The sequence below is a fragment of the Streptomyces rapamycinicus NRRL 5491 genome (assembly GCF_024298965.1).
Classification (GTDB): domain Bacteria; phylum Actinomycetota; class Actinomycetes; order Streptomycetales; family Streptomycetaceae; genus Streptomyces; species Streptomyces rapamycinicus.
In genome coordinates this window covers 10,285,334-10,308,183 of the sequence record NZ_CP085193.1, presented here as the reverse complement: position 1 = coordinate 10,308,183, position 22,850 = coordinate 10,285,334, and the positions used below count along the sequence as shown (strand labels likewise).

The window sequence follows — 22,850 nt, the reverse complement described above, 5'->3', positions numbered from 1 at the left end:
CGTCTCCCCGCCACCGGACCCGCTGAGCCGAACGGGTGACTTCTCCCGCTTTCCTTGTCACCGCCCCGCGGTTTTGCGTTACTGGGTTTGATGAACCCGGATCGGCAGCCCATCCCCTTCGGGGAAGTTCGCCGCCGACCACGACGGTCGGCAGCGCTCTCGGATGGGCGCTCCGTCCCGTGTCATGTGCCACCCCGCCACCATCCCGGTGGGCAACGCGCCCCAGACCCAACACCTCGCCCAGCCAGGTGTGGGTGACCAACAACAATGACACGGTGACCGTGCTCACGCCGTCCGTGACGCTCGCGACCACCCTGACCGCCTCTCCGACCGTCATCACCCTCAACCCCGTGACCGGCCAGTTCGTCATCCCGCTGCTGAGCGCCACCCTCAAGGAGACGGTCAGCGGCAATCCCGTGCCGGGCCAGACCGTCACCTTCACGGCCAACGCCGTCACCGGTCCGCTGCCACTGGGCTCGGCGGTCACCAATGCCAGTGGCGTGGCCGCCCTCACCAATGTGGTCGTCCCGCCCAACACCCTCACGGCGGCGACGTACACCGCCGCCTTCGCCGGGGCACCCGGCTTCGGCCCGTCGTCCTCCACCGCCTCGCTGACCTTCACCGGCTGACGCTCCGGCGGAAACCACGTCGTGCCCTCCGGGACCTCCATCCCGGAGGGCACAGCAGCGCATCACCTACGGCGTCCATGACCGCCGTGATCCAGACAGTTGTACGCTACGGCTCGGTCCGATCAACGGAATACAACGGGGAGACAGAGTCATCGTGAGCGAGCGCACCGGCAGAATACGTTCCCCTCGCACCTACTCCGCCGTCTCGGGAGTGCTCACCGGGACGATCGCGCTGTACATCGCGCTTGTCGCCCTCGGCAACATCACCGACTTCGACAGCAATCAGCAGTTCGTCCGCCATGTCCTGGCGATGGACACCACGTTCAAGGACGACGACCTGATGTGGCGGGCCATCAAGTCCACCGCGCTCCAGGACACCGCCTACGTCGCCATCATCGTCTGGGAGAGCGTCGCCGCCCTGGTCCTCCTCGCCGCGACGGCCATGTGGGGCGCGGGATTGCGCGGAGGCGGCGTCCGCCGCGCCCGTCAGGCCAGCACCGTGGGGCTGTTGATGCTGATGCTGCTGTTCGGCGCCGGGTTCATCGCCATCGGCGGCGAGTGGTTCGCCATGTGGCAGTCCAAGCAGTGGAACGGGCTGGAGGCCGCCACCCGCGTCTTTCTGATCTCCGGGATCGTGCTGCTGCTCATTCACTCGCTCGCGACCGAGCGGGCCGAGCTCGACTCCACGGACTGATCGGAACCCCACGGGCTCGAAGGCGACAACGGACTCGTCGTTGCCGCGGACTCTTGACAGTGACCTGAGTCACCTTTAACGTCCGCGGCAACGCTCTCTGAGAGCGCTCTCCCGACGGCCCCGCGTGACCACACCGCTGGGCTCCCTCTCCCGCTCTTTCGCTCTTCCCGTGTGCGCACGGAAAGGAGAGTCATGTCGCCTACACCCCCGCGCTTCCCGCCGTTACGGCGCGTCCTCGGCCGCTGGCGAGGACCGGGTGTCGTCCTCGCCGCCGTCGGCCTCATCCTGTCCATGCTGTCCACCGGCCCGGCCAGTGCGCGGGCCGAGCTCCGCGCCACCGACAAGGCCGCGCCGAGCCCACGGAGCGCCGAAGCACCGGTGCGCGTCGCGGAGTTCGTCGCCGAGTGCCCGTTCACCCACCGGCTGCCGGACGACCCGATCGTGTTCCCGGGGCTCCCCGGCGCGTCCCATATGCACAGCTTCTTCGGTAACGACTCGACCAACGCACACACCGATCTGGCCGCCCTGAAGCGGGGCCGGACCAGTTGCAGCCCGACCACCGACCTGTCGTCGTACTGGACCCCCACCCTCTACGCAGGCGGCAAGGAGGTCGAACCCACCGGCACCACCTTCTACTACCTCGGTGAAGGCGTGCGCGAAGATGTGATCGCGACCATCAAACCGCTCCCCCAGGGGCTGCGGATCGTGGCGGGCAACGCCAAGGCCACCGGCGTCGGCGACCCCACGTCCATCGCGCGCTGGTCGTGCCTGCACCACGGAGAGGTCAACCCCTCCAAGGGCTTCGTGAACTGCCCGTCCGACTCGATGCTGGAGTCCTACCTCGACTTCCCGCAGTGCTGGAACGGGAAGGACCTGGACTCCCCCGACCACAAGAGCCACATGGCGTACCCGGTCGGCGGCCAGTGCCCGGCGACGCACCCGGTGGCCGTGCCGAAGCTGCGCCAGGTGCTCCGCTACCCGGTCAACGGCGACCCCGCACGGCTCAAGCTGGCGTCGGGTGCCGGATACACCATGCACGGTGACTTCTTCAACGCGTGGCCCGAGGACGAGATGGCCCGGCGGGTGCGTGACTGCATCAATGTGATCGTCAAGTGCGGCGCCGACGGCCGTCCCTGACCGAGGAGGAGAACGCACAGCCCGGCAGGGCGGCCCCGTCCTGCCGGTGGGCGGAGCCCCGTGACGGGGGGCTCCGCCCACACCCACACCCACGCCTACGAGAGACGAGGGGAGTCGCCATGGCGGCGGCCACCGCCGCGCGGCGCGCGGCGTCCGTAGCGGTACTGGCGATACTGGCGGTACTGCTCGCCACGGGATGCGGCGAGGACAGCGGGAAGCCGTCGGACGAGGCGCGGTCGACATCGGCGGCGCGGCACCCCGCCGCACGGGCCCCGAGCGGGCAAGCGACGTCGGGGACGTTCAACTCCAGCGACATCGGCTGGATCCAGCTGATGATCGCGATGGACGACCAAGCGGTGCTCCTGCTGGACCTGGTCCCGGGCCACTCCTCCGACGCCGCGGTGGAGAAGTGGGCGAAACCGGTGGCCACCGCCTGTCGCGGCGAAGTCGTACGGCTGCGAGAGCTGCTCGCCCGGGCGGGCGTACCCGACACCGATCCGCACGCGGGGCACGACATGCCCGGCATGGTGACGGAGGACGAACTGCGCACCATCGAGCGGGCGAAGGGCACCGCCTTCGACGCGCTCTTCCTCGCGGCGATGCGCGAACACCTCGACCAGTCGGTGAGGGTCGCCCACTCGGAGCGCTCGGCGGGCGCCGATCCTGCCACCAGGAAACTGGCCGCGAGCGTGGAGCGGACATCGCACACCTGGCGAGCCCGCCTCCCTTAACCGGGCGCGGCGCACGGGCGGCGGTTCAGACGGACGGCGACGCCACGGCCGTCAGGCGGGTGGCAACGCCGCGGCGGCCGACCCGGCGAGGTCGGTGGCCAGTTCGCAGGGCCGTCCCTTGCGGCCCGCCCCCTTCATGACGAGGGCCACCCGCTCGGTGCCCTTCACCCGGTCCAGGCCGGTGTAGTCACGGTGGACCACCTCGACGCGGCAGCTCCCCGGGCCCTCGTCCTCCGGCAGCACGATGGCCTGACGATCGCTGAGCTTGGTCGACCGGGCGCCCTTGTCGTGCGGCAGATCGCCCTGGTCGAAGCGCAAGTCCACCTCGTACTCGCTGGTGGTGGACTTCCACTGGCACTGCCAGCGGCCGAACCCGACGTCCGGGTCCCGGGCGTCGATCCCGGGCACCTTCTCCAGCGCCTTGACGTCGAGCAACGTACACGCGTCCAGGTGGGCCAGCGAATTGGACGGAAAGTCCGGGGAACGCCGGGGGATCTCACCGCGGTTGAGCACCTTGACCGCGACTTTCGCGGCGCGATCGACGGTGTCGCACAGCGGCTCCTTGAGCTCGTCGGGCTGTCTCGCCGCCGCGGTGACCCGGAGGCTGTTGTCGCGGGCGCCGGTCACCGCCACGGCCCGCTCGCACTCGTCGTCCTCGGCGGCGCGCTCCACGACGGTGACCCTGCCCTCGGTCTTCCTCTCCACGCCCTCCGGCAGCGAATCGGCGTCGAGCTCCACCCTGACGTCCACGACCTCCTCGCTCCGCTCCCGCAGAAGGACATCGCACCGGTTGAAATTGCCGTAATCCCGGTCGAGCCGGGCCTCGTCGTACCGATGGAACACGGTGGCGTTCAGCAGGGCGCAGGGGTCGGCCGTACGGGGGTCGCCGATGAAGCCCGCGGCGGCCGTTCTGCCCGGTGCCGGGGCGGCCTTGGCCCCGTCATCGTCACCCAGGCTCATCACGATGAACGGAACGGCGATGGCCAGTGCCGTGACGGCGGCGGCGCCGGCCATGAGCAAAGGGCGCCGCCGGACCAGCGTCGCCGTGCGGCGCGGCGGCCCTGCCGCCGGAACCTCGCCACGCGTCAGGACGTCCGTGTAGGGCGTGGTCGACGGGGCCATCGGGAGGGCCGGGAACTGGTCCGGGGGTCCCGCGATGTCCTTGAGGGCGGCGAGCGCCTCGGCGGCCGCGGGCCGGGCCCCGGGCTCGCGCTGGAGCATCGCGGTGAGGATGGATCCGAGCGGCCCGACCTGGGGGCTGATGGCCTCCATCCGGACCGCCCGCCCGGCGCCGCGCATCGGCGGGGTCCCGGTCACCAGCCAGTACATAGTGGCGCCGAGCGAGAACACATCGGACGCACGCTCGGGCGCGCCCCGGAACGCCTCGGGGGCGGCGAAGAAGGGGGTGAGGCTGACCGGCCCGTTGGGCGTGATCGTCTCGCTGCCGTCCACCCGGTACGCGGCGCCGAAGTCGGTCAGCTTGGCGACCCTGTCGGGGGTGATCACGATATTGCCGGGCTTGACGTCGCAGTGCACGAGGCCCTTGTGGTGCAGGGCCGCCAGCGCGGCCGCGATCTGCGCGCCGATATGTGCCGCGAGTTCGGGGGCCATCTTCACCGGGACGTCCAGGCTGCCGCCGGTCACATGCTCCATCACCAGCCAGAACGTGGCGTTCCTGCCCTTGCCCGCGCGGACGGCGTCGTAGAGGGTGACCACGTTCGGATGGCTGAACTTCGCCAGGGCGCGGGCTTCGGCCAGCAGCTCGTCGAAGTCGGCCTGGCTGTTGTCCTCGAGCAGGGCCCGCTTGAGGACGACGGACCGGCCCAGCTCCGTGTCGACGGCGAACCAGACCGCGCCTCTCCCTCCCTCGACGGGCCCCTTGGTGAGCCGGTACTTGCCGACCTTCTCCCCCCGCCGCACGACGACACTCCCCTCCTACGAGACCAGAACCGCTGCTGTCTGCCGTTACCGCACGCGGATCGAACTTACTGCGTACGCGGAAAGACACGTACCGGTTGCGGCGTTCGTGAGGGCGGTACGGGGCTCGGTTCACGCCGGAGGCGCGTGGGACCTGGCCGGTTGAGAAGGGAATTCACCCACCACTCCAGAAATCTTCACCTTTGTGGAGGTTGCGGTGTTGCGGGAGCACATGCGACGGGGGCAGGCGCCACTGTCACATGCCATCGGCGCGCGTTCGCGCGTCGCGCCGGTGCCGGGCCTCCCCGCGACGGGTGCGACCCGGCACCGCCCCCCCTGGTCAGGAGTGGGTGACCTTGAGGCTGGATATGTGGACCTCGCCGTAGTTGTCATCGTCGCAGGGGTCCGAGTTGTCGCAGTTGGCCTGGGTGTAGGCGCCCGCCTTGAAGTAGTTGGTGTCGCCGTCGGAGGAGATCGTGGTCTCACGTTCCCCGTTGTAATAGGCGTCGATCTTCCCGTTCCGCGCGACGAACTTGGCCTCGAACTCGGTGCCCAGCTCATAGTCGTCGGTGACGAGGTGGTGGTGGGCGTCGTCGCCGTCGGTGATGTAGAGCTTGCTGCCTTCGAGGCGGAAGACCGTGACATCGTCGTCCCCGCCGTGGATCTGGGCGCCCACGAGGTGCGGCTTCTCCTTGGGGAGCGCGGTGAACGCCTCCTTGACCACGAGGGTGTGGGTGCCCTCGCCGGTCGACCAGCTTGCCTCCTCCTCCCCTTCGTCTGTCATCTCCCGAAGTTCGGCGCGCGGGTAGCTGGAGCCGCCCGTCGTCACGCCGTTGACGGAGGAGCGGAACCGGACCGCGTCGCAGTCCCCGGTGACCTGGAACCAGGGCTTGGCGGAGAAGGTGGCGAGCTCGGGCTGTGTGACGTCGGTCGGATCCTCGTCCTCGCCGGTGGGCAGCGTCAGCTTCCAGTTGGTCAGATCGAGGACGTCGGCGGGGTACTCGCACTGGGCGGCCGGGCCGTGGTGACGGGCCGGAATGTCGGCCTGCGCCGGGAGCGCGAGGGCGGCCGTCGTGGCTGCCACGGTGATGCCCGCGAGGACGACGATGCGCATGCACCTCATGGGGGTGTTCCTTCCTGTTCGTTCGGCGACTTGGTTCGGCGACAGGCATGATTCGCCGCCGCTTCCGGGACGGGTCCCGGAAACGGGCAGTCAGCGCCGAATGGCTCGGGCTACTCCGGCGCGGGATCGGGCCAGAGGGCGTCGTCCTCGATGAGGTCCAGATCGGGCGGTACGAGCGTGGTGGACTCCACCAGCCCCTTGAGCAGGTTGTGCAGCAGCCCGTTGTCGGCGGGGCGGCCCTGCGACTTGTCGTGCATCACCGGGTATCTGAAGCCGGTGCTGTGCAGACGGCGGCGTACGGCCTCGACCCGATACTCGATCTTGCGCTCGTTCCAGCCCGCGTCCGGGCGGAGGTACATGAGCTGCTTGGCCGCCGTGGCGTACGTCAGGGGGCGCGGATCCTCCTCGTACAGCAGATACCGCTGGCCGAGGACGGCCAGCAGCAGCCGTTCGTCGTCGTCGAGCGGCCAGATCTCCGGCCTGAGCGTCTCGGCGCGCCGCCGCGACACCGGCCCCTGGTCGTCATGGCCCGCCACATACAGCTCGACCAGGTGCTCACGGTAGCCGGAACCCCTGACGAACAGCGGGGTGTAGCCGGTGTCGAGCGGGATCGGCTCGGTGCTGAGGTGCATCATCGTGCCGCGCGGCAGCCGGACGAGCTGCCGCCCGGTGTTCCGCAGCCACCACTGCCCCTGGCGATACGTCAGCTCGCCGTGGCGCCTGCTCACCCGGAGGTCGTCCACACCGACGCCCAGATCCACATCCGGCTTCTCGCCCCGCCCGAAACGGACCGTCAGCCCCGGCCGGGGCGGGGCGCTGAGATCGCCGGTCAGCGTGCGGGCGTGCAGCATGCCGGGCGTGCTGGGCGCGACTCCGCGCGCGAGGCTGGCGGAGAGGGGCATCGGCGGTCTCCTCGGTTCTGGCGATTCTCGACACGCGCGCGGACACGCACTCCCACCAGGGTCCGCGCCCTCCTCCGGGACCCGTCCCGAAGCGGGCGCGTGCGGCGGGAGGACGCCCCGTCGCCACGGCACGGGGCTCATCGGCCCCCACAAGCGTACGAGTTGAATGCCGTGTCCGGTCCGGGACGGGTCCCGGTCCCCCGGACGGACGATGCCCGCCACGACCCCGGCACGGCCGCCGCTCGGCCACCGGATCCGCGGACAAGGAGGGCACGATGACCGGCTCACCGGACGATGACCACTGGCCGGGCCCGGCCGCGGACCCGGACTCGGCCCCGGACCCGGTCCAGCGCCCCGGCCACATCACCGCGGCCGCCGTCCTGCTGGTCGTCTCGGCGTTCATCAGCGCCACCATCGCCGTGAACGACCCGGAGCTGACCCAGTTCGTATACCTGCTCCTCTTCATCACCGTCGGCGCCGCCCTCCGGCTCCGCAAAGGCGGCCGCCCGGCCCGCGTCACGGCGACGGTGACGGCCGTGCTCTTCCTCGTCTATCTGCTCCCGCACGCGATGCGCGGACTCTCCGACCCGGGCGGGGTCTACCAGCCGGACTACGCGGTCCGCGCCATCCTGGCCATCGCCATCTCCGCCACCGGCGTGACCCTCCTCCACTCCCCCAGCAGCCGCGCCTACTTCCGCACCCGCCGCCACCAAACCGTCCGGTGACCAGTGCGCGCTGGTGCGTGTTACGACGGCACGCTCGCTCCCAGGCGTCGCGCCATGGCCTTCGCGCCGTTGCGGACCAGTTCGACGTAGTGGTCCTTTTCCGCGTCGCCCCATCGCGGGGTGGGCACCGAGATGCTCATGGCCGCCACGCAGTTGCCCAGGCGGTCGTGCACCGGGGCGGCGACGCAGGCCGCGTGGTCGTTGGACTCGCAGTACTCCTCGGTCCAGCCGCGCTCGCGGGCCGTCTCGATTTCGGACAGGAGCTGCTTGCGGGTGGAGATGCTGTTGGAGGTCATCTGCCGCAGCGCCTTGTCGTTCGGGAACAGCTCATCGAGTTCCCCGGCCGAGAGGGCGCTGAGCAGAGCCTTTCCGCCCGCGGTGCAGGAGGCGGGCAGGCGGCTCCCCACCTGGGACACCAGCCGGACCGAGTACTTGCTGTCGATGCGCACGATGAACACGGCGAATCCGCCGTCGCGCACGACGACCTGGACCGTTTCGCCGCATGCCCGCGCCACCTCGCCGGCGCACTCCCGGCCCACGGTGGCGAGGTCGAGCCCGCGTTCGTAGCCCGCGCCGAGACGCAGGGCGCTGAGCCCGATCGCGACGCGTCCGGTCTCCTTGGAGATCGTCACATAGCCGCGGTCGGCCAGCGTGTTGACGAGTTCGTGCGTGGTGGCACGGGGCAGGCCGAGGTGTTGGGTGATCTCCGGAACCCGTAGCCCCTCATCCTGGTCGATGAGCAGTTCCAGGATGTCCAGGCCCCGGCGAAGGGCCGGAGCGGTGAGACGCGCCACGATGGCCTCCCAGCACACGTTTCAGCGGAACACATTTCCGTAGACAGCGTCCAAAATATCAGACACCTATGTCCCGGCGTCCGCGTCCGGCAGCGGTTCGGCATTGCGGCTGCTGAGGCCGTCGAGGGAGATGCGCAGAAGGCGGCGCCACTGGCCGGGGTGGCTGTCGTCGGTGGCCTGGACGGTCTGGCTCAGGGAGGTGCTGAGCAGGACGAGGTCGGCGGTGGTGACGCCGTCGCGCAGAAGTCCGGCGTCCACACAGCGGATGCGCAGTTCGTCGATGAAGGCGTCGCGGCGCCGGGCGCACTGGTGCGCGGGGGCGCCGGTGGCGGTGTAGGTCTCGACGAGGGCGCGGTTGTGCGCCTGATTGGTGAGGGCCTGTTCGAAGAAGCCGGTCAGGGCCTCCCAGGGATCCTCGGTCGCGGCCGCCGCCTGATGGGCGGCGGTGAGCCAGGAGGTGAATTCCCGCTCCATGACGGTGGCGAGCAGGTCGTCCTTGGTCGGGAAGTGGCGGTAGAGCGTGCCCATGCCGACGCCGCTGCGCCGGGCGATCTCGCGGACGTCGACGGCACAGCCCTGCTCGGCGAAGACCACACCGGCCGCCTCGATGATCGCGGCGCGGTTGCGCTCGGCGTCCGCCCGGCGGGCGCGCCTGGCGGGGGGCTGCGTGGGCGTGGACTGGTCGGCGCTGGTCACGGCATTCAGCGTACAGGCGGCTTTATGGAGCACTCGCTCCGGATATTACGGAGCATGTGCTCCGCTTGTGTTACCTTCAAGAGGAGCACTCGCTCCGTTTACTCCGGTCCGGTGGCGGGTCCGTCAGATGAGGAGACCTCTTTCATGGCAACGCTTGGCTTCATCGGCAGCGGCAACATCGGCACGAAACTGGCCCGGCTCGCGATCGCGGCGGGCATCGACGTCGTCCTGTCCAATTCCCGCGGGCCCGAGACCCTGGCCCAGACGGTCGCCGAGCTCGGGGAGCGCGCCCGGGCCGCGACGCCCGAGGAGGCGGCCCGGGCGGGCGACTGGGTGGTGGTGAGCATCCCGCTGGCCGCCTACCGCAAGCTCCCGGCCGCCGCACTGGCGGGCAAGGTCGTGCTCGACACGATCAACTACTACCCGTTCCGCGACGGGGACTTCGACGAGCTCGACTCGGGCAAGACCACCACGAGCGAACTCGTCCAGCTCCACCTGACCGGTGCGAAGCTCGTCAAGGCGTTCAACAACATCAGCGACGGACACATCCCGGCGCTCGCCCGTCCCACCGGAGCCGCCGACCGCACCGCCCTGCCGATCGCGGGTGACGACCCGGAGGCGAAGGCGAGCGCCGCCGCCCTGATCGACCGGCTGGGCTTCGACACCGTCGACGCGGGCCCCCTGGCCGAGAGCTGGCGCTTCGAGCCGGAGACCGCCGCCTATGTGGTGCCCTACTTCGCCGACACCGACGGCCTGAAGGCCGCCATGGCCAAGATGGTCGAGGAGATCAGGTCCGGCGGCCCGTTCCGGACCCGGCCGCCCGCGGACCCGGGCGCCCCGCTGTCCGCGGACCGGCTGCGCGCCCTGCTGGCCGAGACGTCCCGCGTTCTCACCGCGGACCGCGTGATGCGCTGACGCCCCTCACACAGGGGCTGGCGCCGCATACGCCCTGGCCCCAGCCCCTGCTGGTCAGTTGACGTCGAGGGCGATCCGGCCCAGCTCACCGAGGTCGGCCACCAGGCGATCGCCGACGCTGATCGCCGTCGGGGCGCACAGGGTGCCGCTCAGGACGATGTCCCCGGCTTCCAGTCGCCTTCCACCGCGCAGCAGATGCCGGGCGAGCCATGCCACCGCCTCGGCGGGGTCGCCCATGACGGCGGCCGCGCTCCCCGGCACCGTGCGGGAGCCGATCGTCAGCGTGGCGGCGAGCTTCGACAGGTCCACAGCCGACGGCGCGACCGCGGGGCCCACCATCGCGCGCGCGGCGTTGGTGTTGTCGGCGACGAGCATGGGGAGCGTTCGCGCGCCGCCACGCCACCGGCTGTCGACGATCTCGAAGGCCGGTGCCACGGCGGCGGTGGCCTCGCGGACGTCCCCAGCGGTCACCCGCGGACCGGTCAGCGCCTCACCGAGGGTGAACGCGACCTCCACTTCCGCCAGCGGGGCGAACAGCCCAGCCGTGGTGAGGGGCTCGCCGTCCTCGATCAGCCTGCCGGCGAGCAGATAGCCGGCAGCGGGCTCATCGGCACCGAAAGCCTCCCGCGCGGGCCGCGCCGTGAGGCCGACCTTGTAGCCGATCGCCCGCTCACCGGCGGCGATCGCCAGGTCGTGGCCGGCGCCCTGGACGGCATAGGCCATTTCGAGGCCATCGAGCCGATCGGCCAGGGCCGCGTCCACCGCGGCCGCGTCCACCGCGCCCGAGTCGACCTCGGCGGGGTCGACGGCGACGGCTCCGTTGCTCGCGTGCCACAGCCGTCGGCCCAGTTCCGCGACCAGTTCCCTGTTCATCGATCTCCCCTACCACCGGTTCCGTTCATGAGCCGGTCCGCACTCACAGCTTAGGGCCGGGAACGATCACCGCACGGCCGGTGGCCCCCTGCGCCAGCGCCGCGTACGCCTCGTTGACCGCCGACAGTTCGTACCGTTCACCGAGCAGCTTGTCGAGCGGCAGCCGGCCGGTCTTGAAGAGCTCGACCAGCTTGGGGATGTCGACCGGTGTGTTGGCCGAGCCGTAGAGGCTGCCGATCAGCCGCTTCTCCTGCTGTACCAGGGGGTTGACGGGCACAGCCGCGGTGGCGCCCACCTTGCCGAGGCCGACGGCGACGGCGGTCCCGCCGGTGCCCACGACCTCGACCGCCTGGGCGAGTGTCTCGGGCCTGCCGACCGCGTCCAGTGACCAGGCCATCGGACGTGGCGAGATCCTGGTGAGCTCTTCGGCGAGGCCGTGCGTGCGGACGTTGACCGCGTGGGTGGCGCCGAGCTCGAGTGCCTTCTCCAGCTTGGCGTCCACCGTGTCGACGGCGACGATCGGATCGGCGCCGACGAGGCGCAGCCCCATCACCGCGCTCAGCCCGACGCCACCGGCGCCGATGACCACGACACCCTCTCCGGTGGCGTCCTTCATGACGTTCAGCGCGGCACCGGCCCCGGTGACCACGGCGCATCCGGTGATCGCCGCGATCTCCGGCGGAACGTCCGGATCGATCGTGAGGACCGACCGTTCGGACACGACGCACTGCTCGGCGAAGCAGGAGACGCACATGAGGTGGTGCAGCTTCTCGCCGTTCAGGTTCAGCCGTGACGTCCCGTCGAGCAGACCGCCGGAGGCCGCCTGCACCCGGCCCAGCGCGCACAGGGCGGGGCGGCCGGTGGTGCAGAACTCGCAGTCGCCGCACCGCGGGCGCCACAGCGTGATGACGGTGTCGCCGGGGCGGACCCGGGTCACCCCCTCCCCCACCCGCTCCACCACGCCCGTCCCCTCGTGCCCGAGCACCGCGGGCAGGCGGACGTTGAGGTCGCCGTTCATGTAGTGCAGATCGCTGTGGCACACCCCCGCGGCGAGCACACGGAGGGTGACCTCGCCCGGTCCGGGGGCGTCGAGGTCGACGTCCTCGACGGTCAACGGCGCACCGGGCCGGTGCAGTACTGCTGCCTTCATGGAGCCACGCCTCACTCTGTCCACCGTGTACGAAACTTCAGACGTTGTCTTACAGGTTGAGTATGTGAGGCCGTCTCGGCGGCCGTCAAGCACGTTGACGGAGGCGCCGACGCATGCAACCGTGTCTTGAGAGTAAGATTATGTCTCATATTTAAGACATCATAAGGGAGCACGCCTGATGACCGATGCGACAAACGCGCTGGAGCTGGTGCGGAAACTCGACGCCGCCACGGGCGCGTTCGAGCGGTGGAGCCGCCTCGAACCGGCCGGCCGCGCCCCGTTTCTCGAGGCCATCGCGTCCGCGCTCGAAGAGGCCGCGCCGAAGCTGGTGGCCATCGCGGACGAGGAGACGTCCCTCGGGGAGCCCCGGCTGGGCAACGAGATGGTCCGCACGGTCTTCCAGCTCCGGCTCTTCGCCGAGATGGTGACGCGGGGCGAGTACCTCGGGGCGACGATCGACCGTGCCGACCCCGCGTGGCCGATGGGCCCGCGGCCCGATCTGCGCCGGGTGCTCGAACCGCTCGGCCCGGTCGTCGTCTTCTCCGCGAGCAACTTCCCGTTCGCGTTCAGCGTGGCGGGCGGGGACACCGCCTCGGCGCTCGCGGCGGGCTGCCCGGTCGTGGTCAAGGCCCACTCCGGCCACCCCAGGCTCTCGGCCGCCACGGCGGAGGTGGTGCGGCAGGCGCTACGGTCCACCGGCGCGCCCGAGGGGCTCTTCGACGTGGTCTTCGGGACGGAGTCGGGCCGGGCCGCGATCGTGGACCCGCGGGTGAAGGCGGGAGCGTTCACCGGATCGACCGAGGCGGGCCGGGCGCTTCTCGACCTCGCGAACGGCCGTCCGGACCCCATCCCGTTCTTCGGTGAACTCGGCAGCGTCAACCCGGTGTTCGTCACGGAGGCCGCCGCCGGGCGGCGCGGGGCCGCGATCGTCTCGGAGTTCATCGGGTCGTTCACCCTCGGCGCCGGGCAGTTCTGCACCAAGCCCGGCATCCTGCTGGTCCCGGCCTCGGCCAAGCTGGTGGACGAGTTGCCCGGCGCGGTCCCGGACGCGCCGCTCACATTGCTCAACGAGCGCATCCGGACCTCCTACGCGAGTACGGTGCGGGAGTTGCGCGACACCGCCGGGGTGCGCGTCCTGGTGAGTGGCGACCACGACGGCGCCGGTCCGTCGCCGACTGTGCTGTGCACGACCTCGGCCGACCTGCTCCGCGACCCGGATGCGCTCATCCGGGAGGTGTTCGGGCCGACCGCGCTGGTCGTGGAGTACGCGGAGGAGAGCGAACTGCTCGAGGTGGCGAGGGCCATCGACGGACAGCTCACCGCCTCCATCCAGGGCGAGGACGACGACACCATCGCCGCGGAGCTGATCAGGCTGCTGGCCGCCAAGGCCGGACGTGTGCTGTGGAACCAGTGGCCCACGGGCGTGTCGGTCACCTACGCACAGCAGCACGGCGGCCCCTACCCGGCCACCACGGCACCGGCCACGACCTCGGTGGGGACCGAGGCCATCCACCGGTTCCTGCGGCCGGTCGCCTATCAGGGCGTACCGCAGCACCTGCTGCCGCCCGCACTGCGCGACGCGAACCCGCTGAGCGTTCCACAGCGGGTCTCCTGAGCCGAGATCGGCCAGAGGGCCCGCCTCGCCGGCGGGCCCTCTCCCGTTCCCACACCGCTCACGGCATACGGCCGCTCACCTCATACGACCGCTCACGGCATCCGCACGTGGTGCCGCGCGATGGCGTCGCTCGCGTTCAGCCCGAGCAGTTGCAGGCTGCGTGAGTACTCCTCGCGGAGGATCGTGACGGCGCGCTCCACGCCCCGCTCACCACCGGCCATCAGGCCGTACAGATAGGCGCGGCCGATCATGACCGCGTCCGCCCCGAGCGCCCGCGCGGCGAGGATGTCCTGGCCATGGGTGACGCCGCTGTCGAGGATCACCGTGGCGTCGGGGCCGAGCTCCTCGCGTATCCCGGGCAGCACCGTGAGGGTGGCCGGGGTGCGGTCGAGCTGCCGTCCCCCGTGGTTGGACACGACCACACCGTCCGCGCCCGTCTCGACGGCGCGGCGCGCGTCGCGCGGGCTGAGGACGCCCTTGACCAGCAGCCGGTGCGGCCAGTTGGCGCGCAGCCACGCCAGATGGTCGTAGTTCAGGGTCGGTTCGAAGACCACGTCGGCCACCCGTACGGCGTCGATCACGTCCGTCTCGCCGGCCATGCTGCGCAGCGACGCGAACGCGATCGGGGCCGTGGTCAGCTTGTTGAGCACCCAGGACGGGTAGCGGGCCATGCCGAACAGCGTGCGCAGGGTGAGCGACGGCGGGATCGTGAGGCCGTTGCGCATGTCCTTGGGGTGGCGGCCCGCCACGGGGGTGTCCACGGTGAGGACCACGGTGGTGAATCCGGCCGCGAGCGCGCGGTCGAGGAGTTCCGCGTTGAGGCGCTCGTCGCGGGTCAGATAGAGCTGGAACCAGTGTTCGCCGCCGGGGGCCGCCGCGGCGACGTCCTCGACGGTCGAGGTGCCCACGGTGGACAGCGTGTACGGCAGGCCGTGGCGGGCGGCCACGCGCGCGACCGCCGCCTCGCCCTCGTGGTGCATCATCCGGGTGTATCCGGTCGGCGCGAAGATCAGCGGCATCGCGATCTCCCGGTCGAACACCCGCGTGGACAGGTCCGGATGGTCGACCGGCGACAGGTACTCCGGCACGAGTTCGACCGCCGCGAAGGCGGACCTGTTCCGTCGCGCGGTCAGCTCCGCGTCGGCCGCGCCGTCCACGTAGTCGAATACCGCGCGCGGAGTCGTACGCACCGCCACCTTGCGGAGGTCGCGGATGCTCAGCGCGGCCCCGAGCCGCCGCTCGACCGGGTTGAGGGTCGGCCGGCGTACTTGCAGAACCTCGCGGAGCTCGGACCACCGGGGTCGCTGCCGCGCCACGCGAAGCCGCTTCGGGGCTGCGGACGGCACTGGGGACTGGGAGACGGTCACGGTCTTGCCTCTCGATGTGCGGGTGTCAATGGCCGTTCGACCAATGACGAGATATAGGACGCTGTCCGAGAAATCGGAGTCTGACTCTCGACTTCGACGTGCGTCAAGCCTTGACGCATCACTCCCCCGTGGGCACCATCTGGTTTGCATATAAGACAGCGTCTTATATTTAAGACGGTGCGAACCGAAAAGGAAAGGCGCCATGCAACTCGGTCTGACTGGCAAAACCGCTCTCATCTGCGCATCCACGTCCGGCCTCGGCCGGGCGACCGCCCGGGCCCTGGCGGAAGAAGGGGTCAACGTCGTGGTCACAGGCCGCTCGGCCGAGCGTGCCAAGGAGGTGGCGGGCGAGCTGCCGGGCGCCGTCGGCGTGGGCTGTGACCTGGTCGCGGACGGCGGCGCCGAGCGGCTCCTCACGGCCGCCCGCGAGGCCGTCGGCGACCTCGACATCCTCGTGCTGAACGGGCCGGGCCCGGCGCCGGGACCGGCCCGCGCCACCGACACCGCCGGGGTCGCACAGGCCATCGCCACGCTGGTCACCCCCCAGGAGATCCTGGTGCGGGGCACCCTCCCGGCCATGGTCGACAAGGGCTGGGGCCGCATCCTGAGCATCAGCTCGACGAGTGTGCAGGCACCCCTGCCGAACCTCTCGCTGTCCAACCTCGGACGGGCGGCGCTCGCCGGGTACCTCAAAACGCTCGCCGCCGAGGTGGCCGCGCAGGGCGTGACGGTGAACTCCCTGCTGCCCGGGCGCATCGCCACCCCGCGGGCCCGGCAGATCGACGAGGCCGCCGCCCAGCGCACCGGCCGACCGCTGGACCAGATCGAGGCCGCGTCCAAGGCCACGATCCCGGCCGGGCGCTACGGCGAACCCGATGAGTTCGGCGCCGCCGCCGCGTTTCTGTGCAGCACCCAGGCCGCGTACATCACGGGCACCGCCCTCCGGTGTGACGGCGGCATGGTGCCAACCCTCTGACCCCGCCAGAGGGTTCACCCGACTCCCCAAGACGAGAGCAGCGCACCCGCATGAGCCACATCCCCGTCACCGACGCGGCACCCGACGCCAGAGCCGAAGGACATCTCCAGCCATCCCAGGCGGCCATCCGCAGAACGGCGCTGGCCGGAATGATCGGCACCACGATCGAGTGGTACGACTTCTACATCTACGGCCTCGCCGCGGCGCTGGTCTTCGGCACGGAGTTCTTCCCCGACTTCTCACCCACGGCCGGCACCCTGGCCGCGTTCGGCACCTTCGCGGTCGGCTTCATCGCCCGCCCGCTCGGCGGAGTGATCTTCGGTCACTTCGGGGACCGCGTGGGGCGCCGACACGCGCTCATGCTCACGCTGTTCCTGATGGGCGCGGCGACCGTCGTCGTCGGCCTGCTGCCGGGCTACCGGACCATCGGCCTCTGGGCGCCCGTCCTGCTGGTCACGCTGCGCTTCCTCCAGGGGTTCGCCGTCGGTGGCGAGTGGGGCGGCGCGGTGACGATGGTCGTGGAGTCCTCGCCACGCGACCGGCGCGGGTTCTACGGGAGCCTGCCGCAGATGGGGGTGCCGCTGGGGCTGGTGCTGTCATCGACCGTGTTCGCGGCGGTCTCCACGCTGCCCGACGACGACCTCCTCGCCTGGGGCTGGCGCATCCCGTTCCTGCTCAGCGTCGTGCTGATCGGGGTCGGTCTCTTCCTCCGCTCGCGCATCACCGAGACCCGGACGTTCGCCCAGGTGAAGGCGTCGGGGCAGGCGCGCAAGATGCCGGCCATGGAGGCGTTCCGCCACCATTGGAAGGCGATCGCCCTCACCGTCGGCATGTACATCTCGGCCGGTGTCCCCTTCTACATCGTCTCGGTCTTCGTGCTGTCCTACGGCTCCTCCCATCTCGATCTGTCGCGGGGTGTGCTGCTGACCGGGATGCTCATCGCGGCGGTGGCCGAGGGGCTGGCGGTGCCCTGCTTCGGCGCGCTGTCGGACCGCTGGGGCCGGCGCCCCGTGTTCCTGGGCGCGGCCGGATTCGCGGCCGTGCTCGCCTTCCCGTTCTTCTGGCTGCTGGCCACCGGGCAGACCGGGCTCACCTGGCTGGCCATGCTGCTCGCCCTCGCCGTGGCACACGCGGGGATGTACGCGCCCACGGCGGCGATGTACGCGGAGCTGTTCCCCGCGGACGTCCGCTACACCGGTACCTCGATCGGCTATCAACTCGGCGGTGTCGTGGCGGGGTTCGTACCGCTCGTGGCGGGCGCCCTGGTCAGCGCGGCCGACGGCGCCTCCTGGCCGATCGCCTCCATCTGGGCGGGCGCGGCGCTCGTCGGGCTGGTGTGCGCGCTGATCGTCCGCGAATCCCGGGGACGCGACCTCCAGCCCGAACACACCCCCGATCACACCAAGTCCCACCAGACCCCTTCTTCCATGACCGCCGCCCGGCCCTCGGGCGGCGGCGTCCCGACCGGAGGTGAAGCTCCATGACCGCGAAGACCGCGAACAAGGTCCACGTACTGAGCTGCGGAGCGATGAGCTGCGATCTGACGTGGCTGCTGCTCAAGGCGGGCCGAACGATGCGGACGCGCACCGAGCACCAGCGGCCCCCGGAGTGGTACTCCTGCACCACCCACTGCGTACTGGTGGAGACCCCCGAGGGGACGCTGCTGTGGGACACCAGCTGCCCCCGCGACTGGGAGACCCGCTGGGCCCCGACCGGTTTGCAGGAGTACTTCCCCTACGACCAGGTGGGCGACGAGGAGTACCTCGACGCGCGGCTCGGCCAGCTCGGTGTCCAGCCGCAGGACATCGACTATCTGGTCCTGTCCCATCTGCACTTCGACCACGCCGGGAACATCGGCATGTTCACCGGCACCGGCGCGCGGCTGGTGTGCCACGAGAAGGAGAAGGAGTTCGCCTTCGGCTTCGAGGGCGCCTTCAACGGTGCGCACCTCAAGACGGACTACGCGGCGTGTGACTTCGACACCGTCAGCGGCGACACCGAGATCCTGCCCGGTGTCACCCTCATCGAGGCCCCGGGGCACACCCCCGGCACGATGTCGATGAAGGTGGACCTGCCGGAGACCGGGACGATGCTGTTCACCTCGGACGCCGTCTACATGGGTGACTCCTACGGCCCGCCGGCCACCCCCGCCGCCATCGTCAACGACCTGACCGCCTGGTACGCCTCGGTGGAGAAGATCCGCGGCATCGCCGAGCGGTCGGACGCCACCGTCGTCTTCGGCCACGACGCCGAGCAGTTGCGCTCGATGCGGCTCGCCCCCGATGGCTTCTACGCTTGATCGTCCGGACCCGGCCGGCGCTCCGAGCCCGGCTCGCCGCGCCGCCGGGACCTACTCCGATCCCCTGGAGGGACGCGTATGAGCAGCACCGTTCCGGCCCGACCCGAGTCCGTGTTCACCTACGGCGCCCCGGCGCTGAAGTTCGGGCCGGGAGCATCCGACGAGATCGGCTTCGACCTCTCCCAGCACGGGGTCCGCCGGGTCCTCGTGATCACCGACGCCGGGGTGGCCGCCACCGGCGCGCCACATCGCATCGCCGAACGGATGACCGCGTTCGGCATCGAGGCCCATGTCTTCGACGGTGTGCATGTGGAACCCACCGACGTCAGCCTGCGGGAGGCGGTCGACCATGCGCGGGCGTCGGGCCCGTGGGACGCCTTCGTCGCGGTGGGCGGCGGCTCCAGCATCGACACCGCCAAGGCCGTCAACCTGCTGAGCACCAACCCCGGCACGCTGATGGACTACATCAACGCGCCCGTGGGCAGGGCGCTGGCGCCCGAGAACCCGCTCAAACCGCTGGTCGCGGTCCCCACCACCACCGGAACCGGCTCGGAGTCCACCACCATCTGCGTGCTCGACGTGCTGGAGCTGAAGGTGAAGACCGGCATCAGCCACGCCCGGCTGCGGCCCACCCTCGCGGTCATCGACCCGGACCTGACCTTCACCCTGCCCGCCGGGGTGACCGCCGCCAGCGGCATGGACATCCTCTGCCACGCGCTGGAGAGCTACACGGCCCGCCCGTACGACACCTATCCGCGCAAACACCCCGAGCAGCGGGTGCCGTACTGCGGTGCCAATCCGATCTCCGACGCGTGGTCGGAGCGGGCTCTGCACCTGCTCGCGCGGTCCTTCCGTACCGCGGTCCGCGACGGGGACGACCCCGGGGCGCGCTCCGAGATGGCCCTGGCGGCCACCTTCGCCGGTCTCGGCTTCGGCAACGCGGGTGTGCACATCCCGCACGCCAACGCCTACCCGATCGCCGGGCGGGTGAAGGACTTCCACCCGGCCGGCTACCCCGCACACGAGCCGATGGTGCCGCACGGGATGGCCGTCTCGCTCACCGCGCCGGAGGCGTTCCGCTTCACCTTCAGCGCGCAGCCCGAGCGGCATCTGCGGGCCGCGGAACTCCTCGCCCCGGAGATGGAACGCCCCGCCGACGCGGCCGAGTATCTGCCCACCGCGATCCAGCGGTTGATGCGCGACATCGGCATGCCCGACGGCATCGGCGGTGTCGGCTACGGCAAGGGCGACATCCCCGCACTGGTGGACGGCGCCATGAAGCAGCAGCGGCTGCTGGCCACCGCCCCGCGCGAGGTCACCGAGGACGACCTCGCCGGGATCTTCGACCGCTCGCTGTCACTCTGGTGAGGAGGACCGATGGCCATCTATGAACTCGTCTGCGAGACCGGGCACCGCTTCGAGGTGATCCAGTCGTTCACGGCCCCGCTGCCGAACTGCCCGGACTGCGGGACCGCGACCCGCAAGATCCCCAGCAGCTTCGCCCTCGGTGGCACCGCCGCGGTGCCACCGCCGCCGGAGCGGATGCCGCAGACCTGGAAAGGGACCTACCGCGGCGACCGCGACTACGTCACCGCCATGCGGCGCACCGCCGAGTCCCGGCAGAAGCTGGAGGAGAGGTACCCCGAACTCGCGGGCGACCGGCGGCCGATCGTCGCCCACGAGGGCAGATACGAGGCGGCCCCGCTCCGCGCCGGGGACCCGTTGCCCGCGCCGTCCGGGGGAGCCGGACATGGCCACGGACACACGCACGGACACGGGCACGGGCACTCACACCAGCACGGGCACTCTCACACGCACGGGCAGGGGCACGAGCCGAAGCCGGCGAAGCCGTCGGAGCCTTCGTGAAGCGCTACCGGGCCGGTTGCCAGCCCAGTGCCGGGGCCAGCTTGCCGGCGATGTCGCTGAGGATCTGTACGTAGTCCTCGTGGCCGAAGGTGAAGGGCAGCGCGAACGCCACCTCCTCGACCTCCCGGAACGCGGCGTGCGAGGTGAGCCGTTCGGCGATGTCATCGGAGGTGCCGACGAGGTCGGGCGCGAACATCATGCGCGCGGGCCCCTGGGGCGTGGCGGTACGCGGCAGCCGCTGCTGGGCGAATCGCTCGTACTTCGCGCGCTGTTCCGGTGAGGCGGTGTCGGTGGGGATCACGACGAGCCCCTGCGAGACACGGGCTCGGTCGCCGTCGGGGTGGTGGGCGCGGAAGGTCCGGATGTGCGAAAGCTGGATCTCGGCGAAGTCCTCGGACTTCTCCGCCTTCACCACACTGCTGGTGAGCAGGTTCATTCCGTGCTCACCGGCCCACTGGGCCGACCGCAGGCTGCCGCCGCCGTACCACATGCGGCGGCCGAGCCCCGGGGCGTGCGGCTGGACGCGGTCGGAGAACACCTCGAAGCCCTCGACACCGCTGAAGTCGGTGACCGGTTCGCCGCGTACGCAGTCCAGCAGCCGTCGCACCCGCTCGTGGCCGAAGTCCTCGGCGTCGGCGGTGTCGGGGTGGAGCGCGCCCTTGACCTGGTCGTAGTGGTGCGGCGGACCGGCGCTGACCCCCGGGTTGAGGCGGCCCCCGGACAGGATGTCGACCGTCGCCAGGTCCTCGGCCAGCCGCAGCGGATTCTCCCATCCCGTGGGGATGACGGCCGTGCCCAGTTCGATGCGGCTGGTGCGCTGGGAGACCGCCGCCAGAACGGCCGTGGGAGAGGAGATGCCGTATTGCAGATGGCGGTGGCGCACCCAGGCGCTGTCGAAACCCAGCCGCTCGCCCAGTTCGATGATCTCGAGTGTCGACTCATGGCCAGGGCGGGGGTCGGCCCCGTCGAACAGCCCAATGGTCAAGAAGCCCAGCTTGCGCAGGGGTTTCGAGGTCAGCGCCACAGGATTCCTCCAGCGTCCGCGGCGTACTCCGCCGCACACCATTGCCGTTCCATTGTCGCGGAGCGACTCACCTTGACGGGGCGGCCGGAGCGGCCGGAGCGGACGAGGCGGACAGTGCGGTGGCGGCGCGGTGGGCGAGTTCCTGGCGTACGAGGGGGATCAGATGGCGGCCGTAGTCGATGGCGTCGTCGAGCGGGTCGTAACCGCGGATGAGCAGGGTGGTGGCGCCGATGTCCACGTAGTCCAGCAGCGCCTGGGCGACCGTCTCGGGGGTGCCGACGAGGGCGGTGGTGTTGCCGCCCGCGCCGGTCGCGGTGGCGGTGGGGGTCCACAGCGCCCGGTCGTGGCGGTCGGCCTTGGCGGCGGCCGCGAGGAGCCGCCGTGATCCGGCGTTCTGGGGTGCGTGCTCGCCGTTCTGCTGGTGGAAGAACGGGCGTCCGGTCCCGGTCCTGATGGTGTCCAGGACGCGGTGGGCCCGTTCCCAGGCCAGTTCCTCGGTGGCCGCCAGGATCGGGCGGAAGGACACGCTGATCCCGGGCGCCCCGGCACGTCCCGAGGCTGCCGCGGCGGCGCGTACGGAGGCGATCTGCTCGGCGGTCTCCGCGAGCGGTTCGCCCCACAGCGCGAAGGTGTCGGCGTGCTTGCCGCCCACCCGGTAGGCGGCCTCGGAGGAGCCGCCGAAGTACAGCGGGATGCCGGTGGCCCGGTGCGGCAGGACCTGGGAGGAGTAGTCCTCCAACTGGTAGTGGCGGCCCTCGTGGCTGAACGGCTCGGCGGAGGACCAGGCGCGCCGCAGGATGCCCAGGTACTCGTCGGTGCGCTCGTAGCGCTCGTCCTTGCCCAGGTAGTCGCCGTCCTTGCGCTGCTCCGCGTCGTTGCCACCGGTGATGGTGTGCACGGCCACGCGCCCGCCGGTGAACTGGTCGAGGGTGGCGAAGCCCCGCGCGGCGAGGGTGGGGGCGACGAAGCCGGGGCGGTGGGCGATGAGCAGGCCGATCCGCTCGGTGCGGGCCGCCACGTGCGCGGCCACCTGGGTTCCGTCGGGCCGACGGGAGCTGTAGCCGATCAGGATCCGGTCGAAGCCCGCGTCCTCATGGGCGCGGGCGAAGCGGGTGGTGTACTCCGGGTCGATCGCCGGACCGGTGGCGGGCCGGGTCTCGGAGACCTCCTGGGTCTCGATCATGCCGATGAACTCGACCGACGACGCGGGTGCTGGGGCGGAAGCCGACATGGGTCAATTGCCTTTCGGGGCGGGCGAGTTGGTACGCGGCAGGGGCGGGCGGACGCCGGACCGTGACGAGCGCAACGGGATACCCGGGCGGCGCACACCCGCGTACGGAGCGCACGGTGCCGGGGGAGGGAGGATTTCCGGGCCGGGCCGGGCCGGTGGCAGGAGGTGGTCAGCTACGGGTGCCGG

22 protein-coding genes are annotated in these 22,850 nt (G+C 70.9%); 12 read left to right on the top strand and 10 right to left on the bottom strand.

Going from position 1 to position 22,850, the window contains the following annotated elements; all coding sequences use genetic code 11:
* The first annotated feature begins 254 nt into the window (after positions 1-254).
* From LIV37_RS42730 to LIV37_RS42715, 4 genes are all read left to right on the top strand, one after another.
* Positions 255-629 carry a hypothetical protein gene (locus LIV37_RS42730; RefSeq protein ID WP_020873291.1) on the top strand — a complete coding sequence of 125 codons (375 nt, stop codon included), beginning with the start codon at positions 255-257 and terminating at the stop codon, positions 627-629.
* A gap of 154 nt (positions 630-783) precedes the next feature.
* Positions 784-1,323, top strand: coding sequence for a DUF2165 domain-containing protein (locus LIV37_RS42725; protein WP_020873290.1), 540 nt, complete (start codon positions 784-786; stop codon positions 1,321-1,323).
* A 192-nt stretch (positions 1,324-1,515) separates the two neighbouring features.
* Entirely contained in the window at positions 1,516-2,460 is a 945-nt protein-coding gene (locus LIV37_RS42720) for a DUF1996 domain-containing protein (protein WP_020873289.1), read from the top strand.
* Between the two features lie 119 nt (positions 2,461-2,579).
* Positions 2,580-3,191 (top strand): DUF305 domain-containing protein, encoded by a 612-nt coding sequence (locus LIV37_RS42715; protein ID WP_020873288.1) that lies wholly within the window; start codon positions 2,580-2,582, stop codon positions 3,189-3,191.
* 51 nt (positions 3,192-3,242) lie between these two features.
* Here LIV37_RS42715 and LIV37_RS42710 read toward each other — a convergent pair whose 3' ends face one another.
* The 3 genes from LIV37_RS42710 to LIV37_RS42700 form a co-directional block, all read right to left on the bottom strand.
* Entirely contained in the window at positions 3,243-5,111 is a 1,869-nt protein-coding gene (locus LIV37_RS42710; protein ID WP_020873287.1) for a serine/threonine-protein kinase, read from the bottom strand.
* Positions 5,112-5,448: 337 nt separating this feature from the next.
* Positions 5,449-6,231 carry a polysaccharide lyase family 7 protein gene (locus LIV37_RS42705; RefSeq protein WP_243146053.1) on the bottom strand — a complete coding sequence of 261 codons (783 nt, stop codon included), beginning with the start codon at positions 6,229-6,231 and terminating at the stop codon, positions 5,449-5,451.
* A gap of 110 nt (positions 6,232-6,341) precedes the next feature.
* The gene (locus LIV37_RS42700; protein ID WP_020873285.1) at positions 6,342-7,133 is read right to left on the bottom strand and encodes an FHA domain-containing protein; all 792 of its coding nucleotides are present in this window, start codon (positions 7,131-7,133) and stop codon (positions 6,342-6,344) included.
* Positions 7,134-7,408: 275 nt separating this feature from the next.
* Between LIV37_RS42700 and LIV37_RS42695 the strand changes: the two genes are divergently transcribed.
* Complete coding sequence (locus LIV37_RS42695; RefSeq protein WP_020873284.1) at positions 7,409-7,858, top strand: hypothetical protein; 450 nt, start codon at positions 7,409-7,411, stop codon at positions 7,856-7,858.
* Between the two features lie 20 nt (positions 7,859-7,878).
* Here LIV37_RS42695 and LIV37_RS42690 read toward each other — a convergent pair whose 3' ends face one another.
* Positions 7,879-8,652 (bottom strand): IclR family transcriptional regulator, encoded by a 774-nt coding sequence (locus LIV37_RS42690; RefSeq protein WP_121824950.1) that lies wholly within the window; start codon positions 8,650-8,652, stop codon positions 7,879-7,881.
* Between the two features lie 66 nt (positions 8,653-8,718).
* Entirely contained in the window at positions 8,719-9,348 is a 630-nt protein-coding gene (locus LIV37_RS51900) for a TetR/AcrR family transcriptional regulator (RefSeq protein ID WP_020873282.1), read from the bottom strand.
* 144 nt (positions 9,349-9,492) lie between these two features.
* On the opposite strand from LIV37_RS51900, the gene LIV37_RS42675 reads away from it, so the two are divergent.
* The gene (locus LIV37_RS42675; protein ID WP_020873281.1) at positions 9,493-10,263 is read left to right on the top strand and encodes an NADPH-dependent F420 reductase; all 771 of its coding nucleotides are present in this window, start codon (positions 9,493-9,495) and stop codon (positions 10,261-10,263) included.
* 54 nt (positions 10,264-10,317) lie between these two features.
* On the opposite strand, the gene LIV37_RS42670 is transcribed toward LIV37_RS42675, so the two are convergent.
* Positions 10,318-11,136, bottom strand: coding sequence for a 2-keto-4-pentenoate hydratase (locus LIV37_RS42670; RefSeq protein WP_020873280.1), 819 nt, complete (start codon positions 11,134-11,136; stop codon positions 10,318-10,320).
* 43 nt (positions 11,137-11,179) lie between these two features.
* Positions 11,180-12,286: an alcohol dehydrogenase catalytic domain-containing protein gene (locus LIV37_RS42665; protein WP_121823843.1), complete on the bottom strand. Its 1,107-nt coding sequence runs from the start codon at positions 12,284-12,286 to the stop codon at positions 11,180-11,182.
* 178 nt (positions 12,287-12,464) lie between these two features.
* Here LIV37_RS42665 and LIV37_RS42660 point away from each other — a divergent pair, with 178 nt between their 5' ends.
* The gene (locus LIV37_RS42660; protein ID WP_020873278.1) at positions 12,465-13,901 is read left to right on the top strand and encodes an aldehyde dehydrogenase (NADP(+)); all 1,437 of its coding nucleotides are present in this window, start codon (positions 12,465-12,467) and stop codon (positions 13,899-13,901) included.
* Between the two features lie 92 nt (positions 13,902-13,993).
* Here LIV37_RS42660 and LIV37_RS42655 read toward each other — a convergent pair whose 3' ends face one another.
* The gene (locus LIV37_RS42655; RefSeq protein ID WP_020873277.1) at positions 13,994-15,217 is read right to left on the bottom strand and encodes an alpha-hydroxy acid oxidase; all 1,224 of its coding nucleotides are present in this window, start codon (positions 15,215-15,217) and stop codon (positions 13,994-13,996) included.
* A gap of 253 nt (positions 15,218-15,470) precedes the next feature.
* Between LIV37_RS42655 and LIV37_RS42650 the strand changes: the two genes are divergently transcribed.
* The 5 genes from LIV37_RS42650 to LIV37_RS42630 all read left to right on the top strand — a co-directional run bounded on the left by LIV37_RS42650 (position 15,471) and on the right by LIV37_RS42630 (position 20,409).
* Positions 15,471-16,244 carry an SDR family oxidoreductase gene (locus LIV37_RS42650; RefSeq protein WP_020873276.1) on the top strand — a complete coding sequence of 258 codons (774 nt, stop codon included), beginning with the start codon at positions 15,471-15,473 and terminating at the stop codon, positions 16,242-16,244.
* Between the two features lie 50 nt (positions 16,245-16,294).
* Positions 16,295-17,728, top strand: a complete 1,434-nt coding sequence (locus LIV37_RS42645) for an MFS transporter (RefSeq protein WP_243146054.1) — start codon at positions 16,295-16,297, stop codon at positions 17,726-17,728.
* A complete protein-coding gene (locus LIV37_RS42640) occupies positions 17,725-18,543 on the top strand; it encodes an N-acyl homoserine lactonase family protein (RefSeq protein ID WP_020873274.1) in 819 nt (272 codons plus the stop codon). Before LIV37_RS42645 ends, LIV37_RS42640 begins: the two co-directional genes overlap by 4 nt.
* 78 nt (positions 18,544-18,621) lie before the next feature.
* Positions 18,622-19,911 (top strand): hydroxyacid-oxoacid transhydrogenase, encoded by a 1,290-nt coding sequence (locus LIV37_RS42635; RefSeq protein WP_020873273.1) that lies wholly within the window; start codon positions 18,622-18,624, stop codon positions 19,909-19,911.
* 9 nt (positions 19,912-19,920) lie between these two features.
* Positions 19,921-20,409: an FmdB family zinc ribbon protein gene (locus LIV37_RS42630; protein WP_020873272.1), complete on the top strand. Its 489-nt coding sequence runs from the start codon at positions 19,921-19,923 to the stop codon at positions 20,407-20,409.
* Positions 20,410-20,413: 4 nt separating this feature from the next.
* Here the strand turns inward: LIV37_RS42630 and LIV37_RS42625 are convergent, their stop codons facing one another.
* Together LIV37_RS42625 and LIV37_RS42620 are read right to left on the bottom strand one after the other, a co-directional pair.
* On the bottom strand, positions 20,414-21,475 hold the full coding sequence (locus LIV37_RS42625; RefSeq protein ID WP_214664203.1) for an LLM class flavin-dependent oxidoreductase: 1,062 nt from the start codon (positions 21,473-21,475) through the stop codon (positions 20,414-20,416).
* Positions 21,476-21,500: 25 nt separating this feature from the next.
* A complete protein-coding gene (locus LIV37_RS42620) occupies positions 21,501-22,664 on the bottom strand; it encodes an LLM class flavin-dependent oxidoreductase (protein WP_020873270.1) in 1,164 nt (387 codons plus the stop codon).
* Positions 22,665-22,850 lie beyond the last annotated feature (186 nt).

Excerpts from the sequence above, each read along its gene's own strand:
- LIV37_RS42705 (WP_243146053.1), bottom strand. The coding sequence starts at position 6,231 with ATGAGGTGCATGCGCATCGTCGTCCTCGCGGGCATCACCGTGGCAGCC.
- LIV37_RS42650 (WP_020873276.1), top strand. The coding sequence starts at position 15,471 with ATGCAACTCGGTCTGACTGGCAAAACCGCTCTCATCTGCGCATCCACG.
- LIV37_RS42720 (WP_020873289.1), top strand. The coding sequence starts at position 1,516 with ATGTCGCCTACACCCCCGCGCTTCCCGCCGTTACGGCGCGTCCTCGGC.
- LIV37_RS42695 (WP_020873284.1), top strand. The coding sequence starts at position 7,409 with ATGACCGGCTCACCGGACGATGACCACTGGCCGGGCCCGGCCGCGGAC.
- LIV37_RS42645 (WP_243146054.1), top strand. The coding sequence starts at position 16,295 with ATGAGCCACATCCCCGTCACCGACGCGGCACCCGACGCCAGAGCCGAA.
- LIV37_RS42640 (WP_020873274.1), top strand. The coding sequence starts at position 17,725 with ATGACCGCGAAGACCGCGAACAAGGTCCACGTACTGAGCTGCGGAGCG.
- LIV37_RS42630 (WP_020873272.1), top strand. The coding sequence starts at position 19,921 with ATGGCCATCTATGAACTCGTCTGCGAGACCGGGCACCGCTTCGAGGTG.
- LIV37_RS42715 (WP_020873288.1), top strand. The coding sequence starts at position 2,580 with ATGGCGGCGGCCACCGCCGCGCGGCGCGCGGCGTCCGTAGCGGTACTG.
- LIV37_RS42635 (WP_020873273.1), top strand. The coding sequence starts at position 18,622 with ATGAGCAGCACCGTTCCGGCCCGACCCGAGTCCGTGTTCACCTACGGC.
- LIV37_RS42700 (WP_020873285.1), bottom strand. The coding sequence starts at position 7,133 with ATGCCCCTCTCCGCCAGCCTCGCGCGCGGAGTCGCGCCCAGCACGCCC.
- LIV37_RS42670 (WP_020873280.1), bottom strand. The coding sequence starts at position 11,136 with ATGAACAGGGAACTGGTCGCGGAACTGGGCCGACGGCTGTGGCACGCG.
- LIV37_RS42625 (WP_214664203.1), bottom strand. The coding sequence starts at position 21,475 with ATGGTGTGCGGCGGAGTACGCCGCGGACGCTGGAGGAATCCTGTGGCG.
- LIV37_RS42620 (WP_020873270.1), bottom strand. The coding sequence starts at position 22,664 with ATGTCGGCTTCCGCCCCAGCACCCGCGTCGTCGGTCGAGTTCATCGGC.
- LIV37_RS42665 (WP_121823843.1), bottom strand. The coding sequence starts at position 12,286 with ATGAAGGCAGCAGTACTGCACCGGCCCGGTGCGCCGTTGACCGTCGAG.
- LIV37_RS42675 (WP_020873281.1), top strand. The coding sequence starts at position 9,493 with ATGGCAACGCTTGGCTTCATCGGCAGCGGCAACATCGGCACGAAACTG.
- LIV37_RS42660 (WP_020873278.1), top strand. The coding sequence starts at position 12,465 with ATGACCGATGCGACAAACGCGCTGGAGCTGGTGCGGAAACTCGACGCC.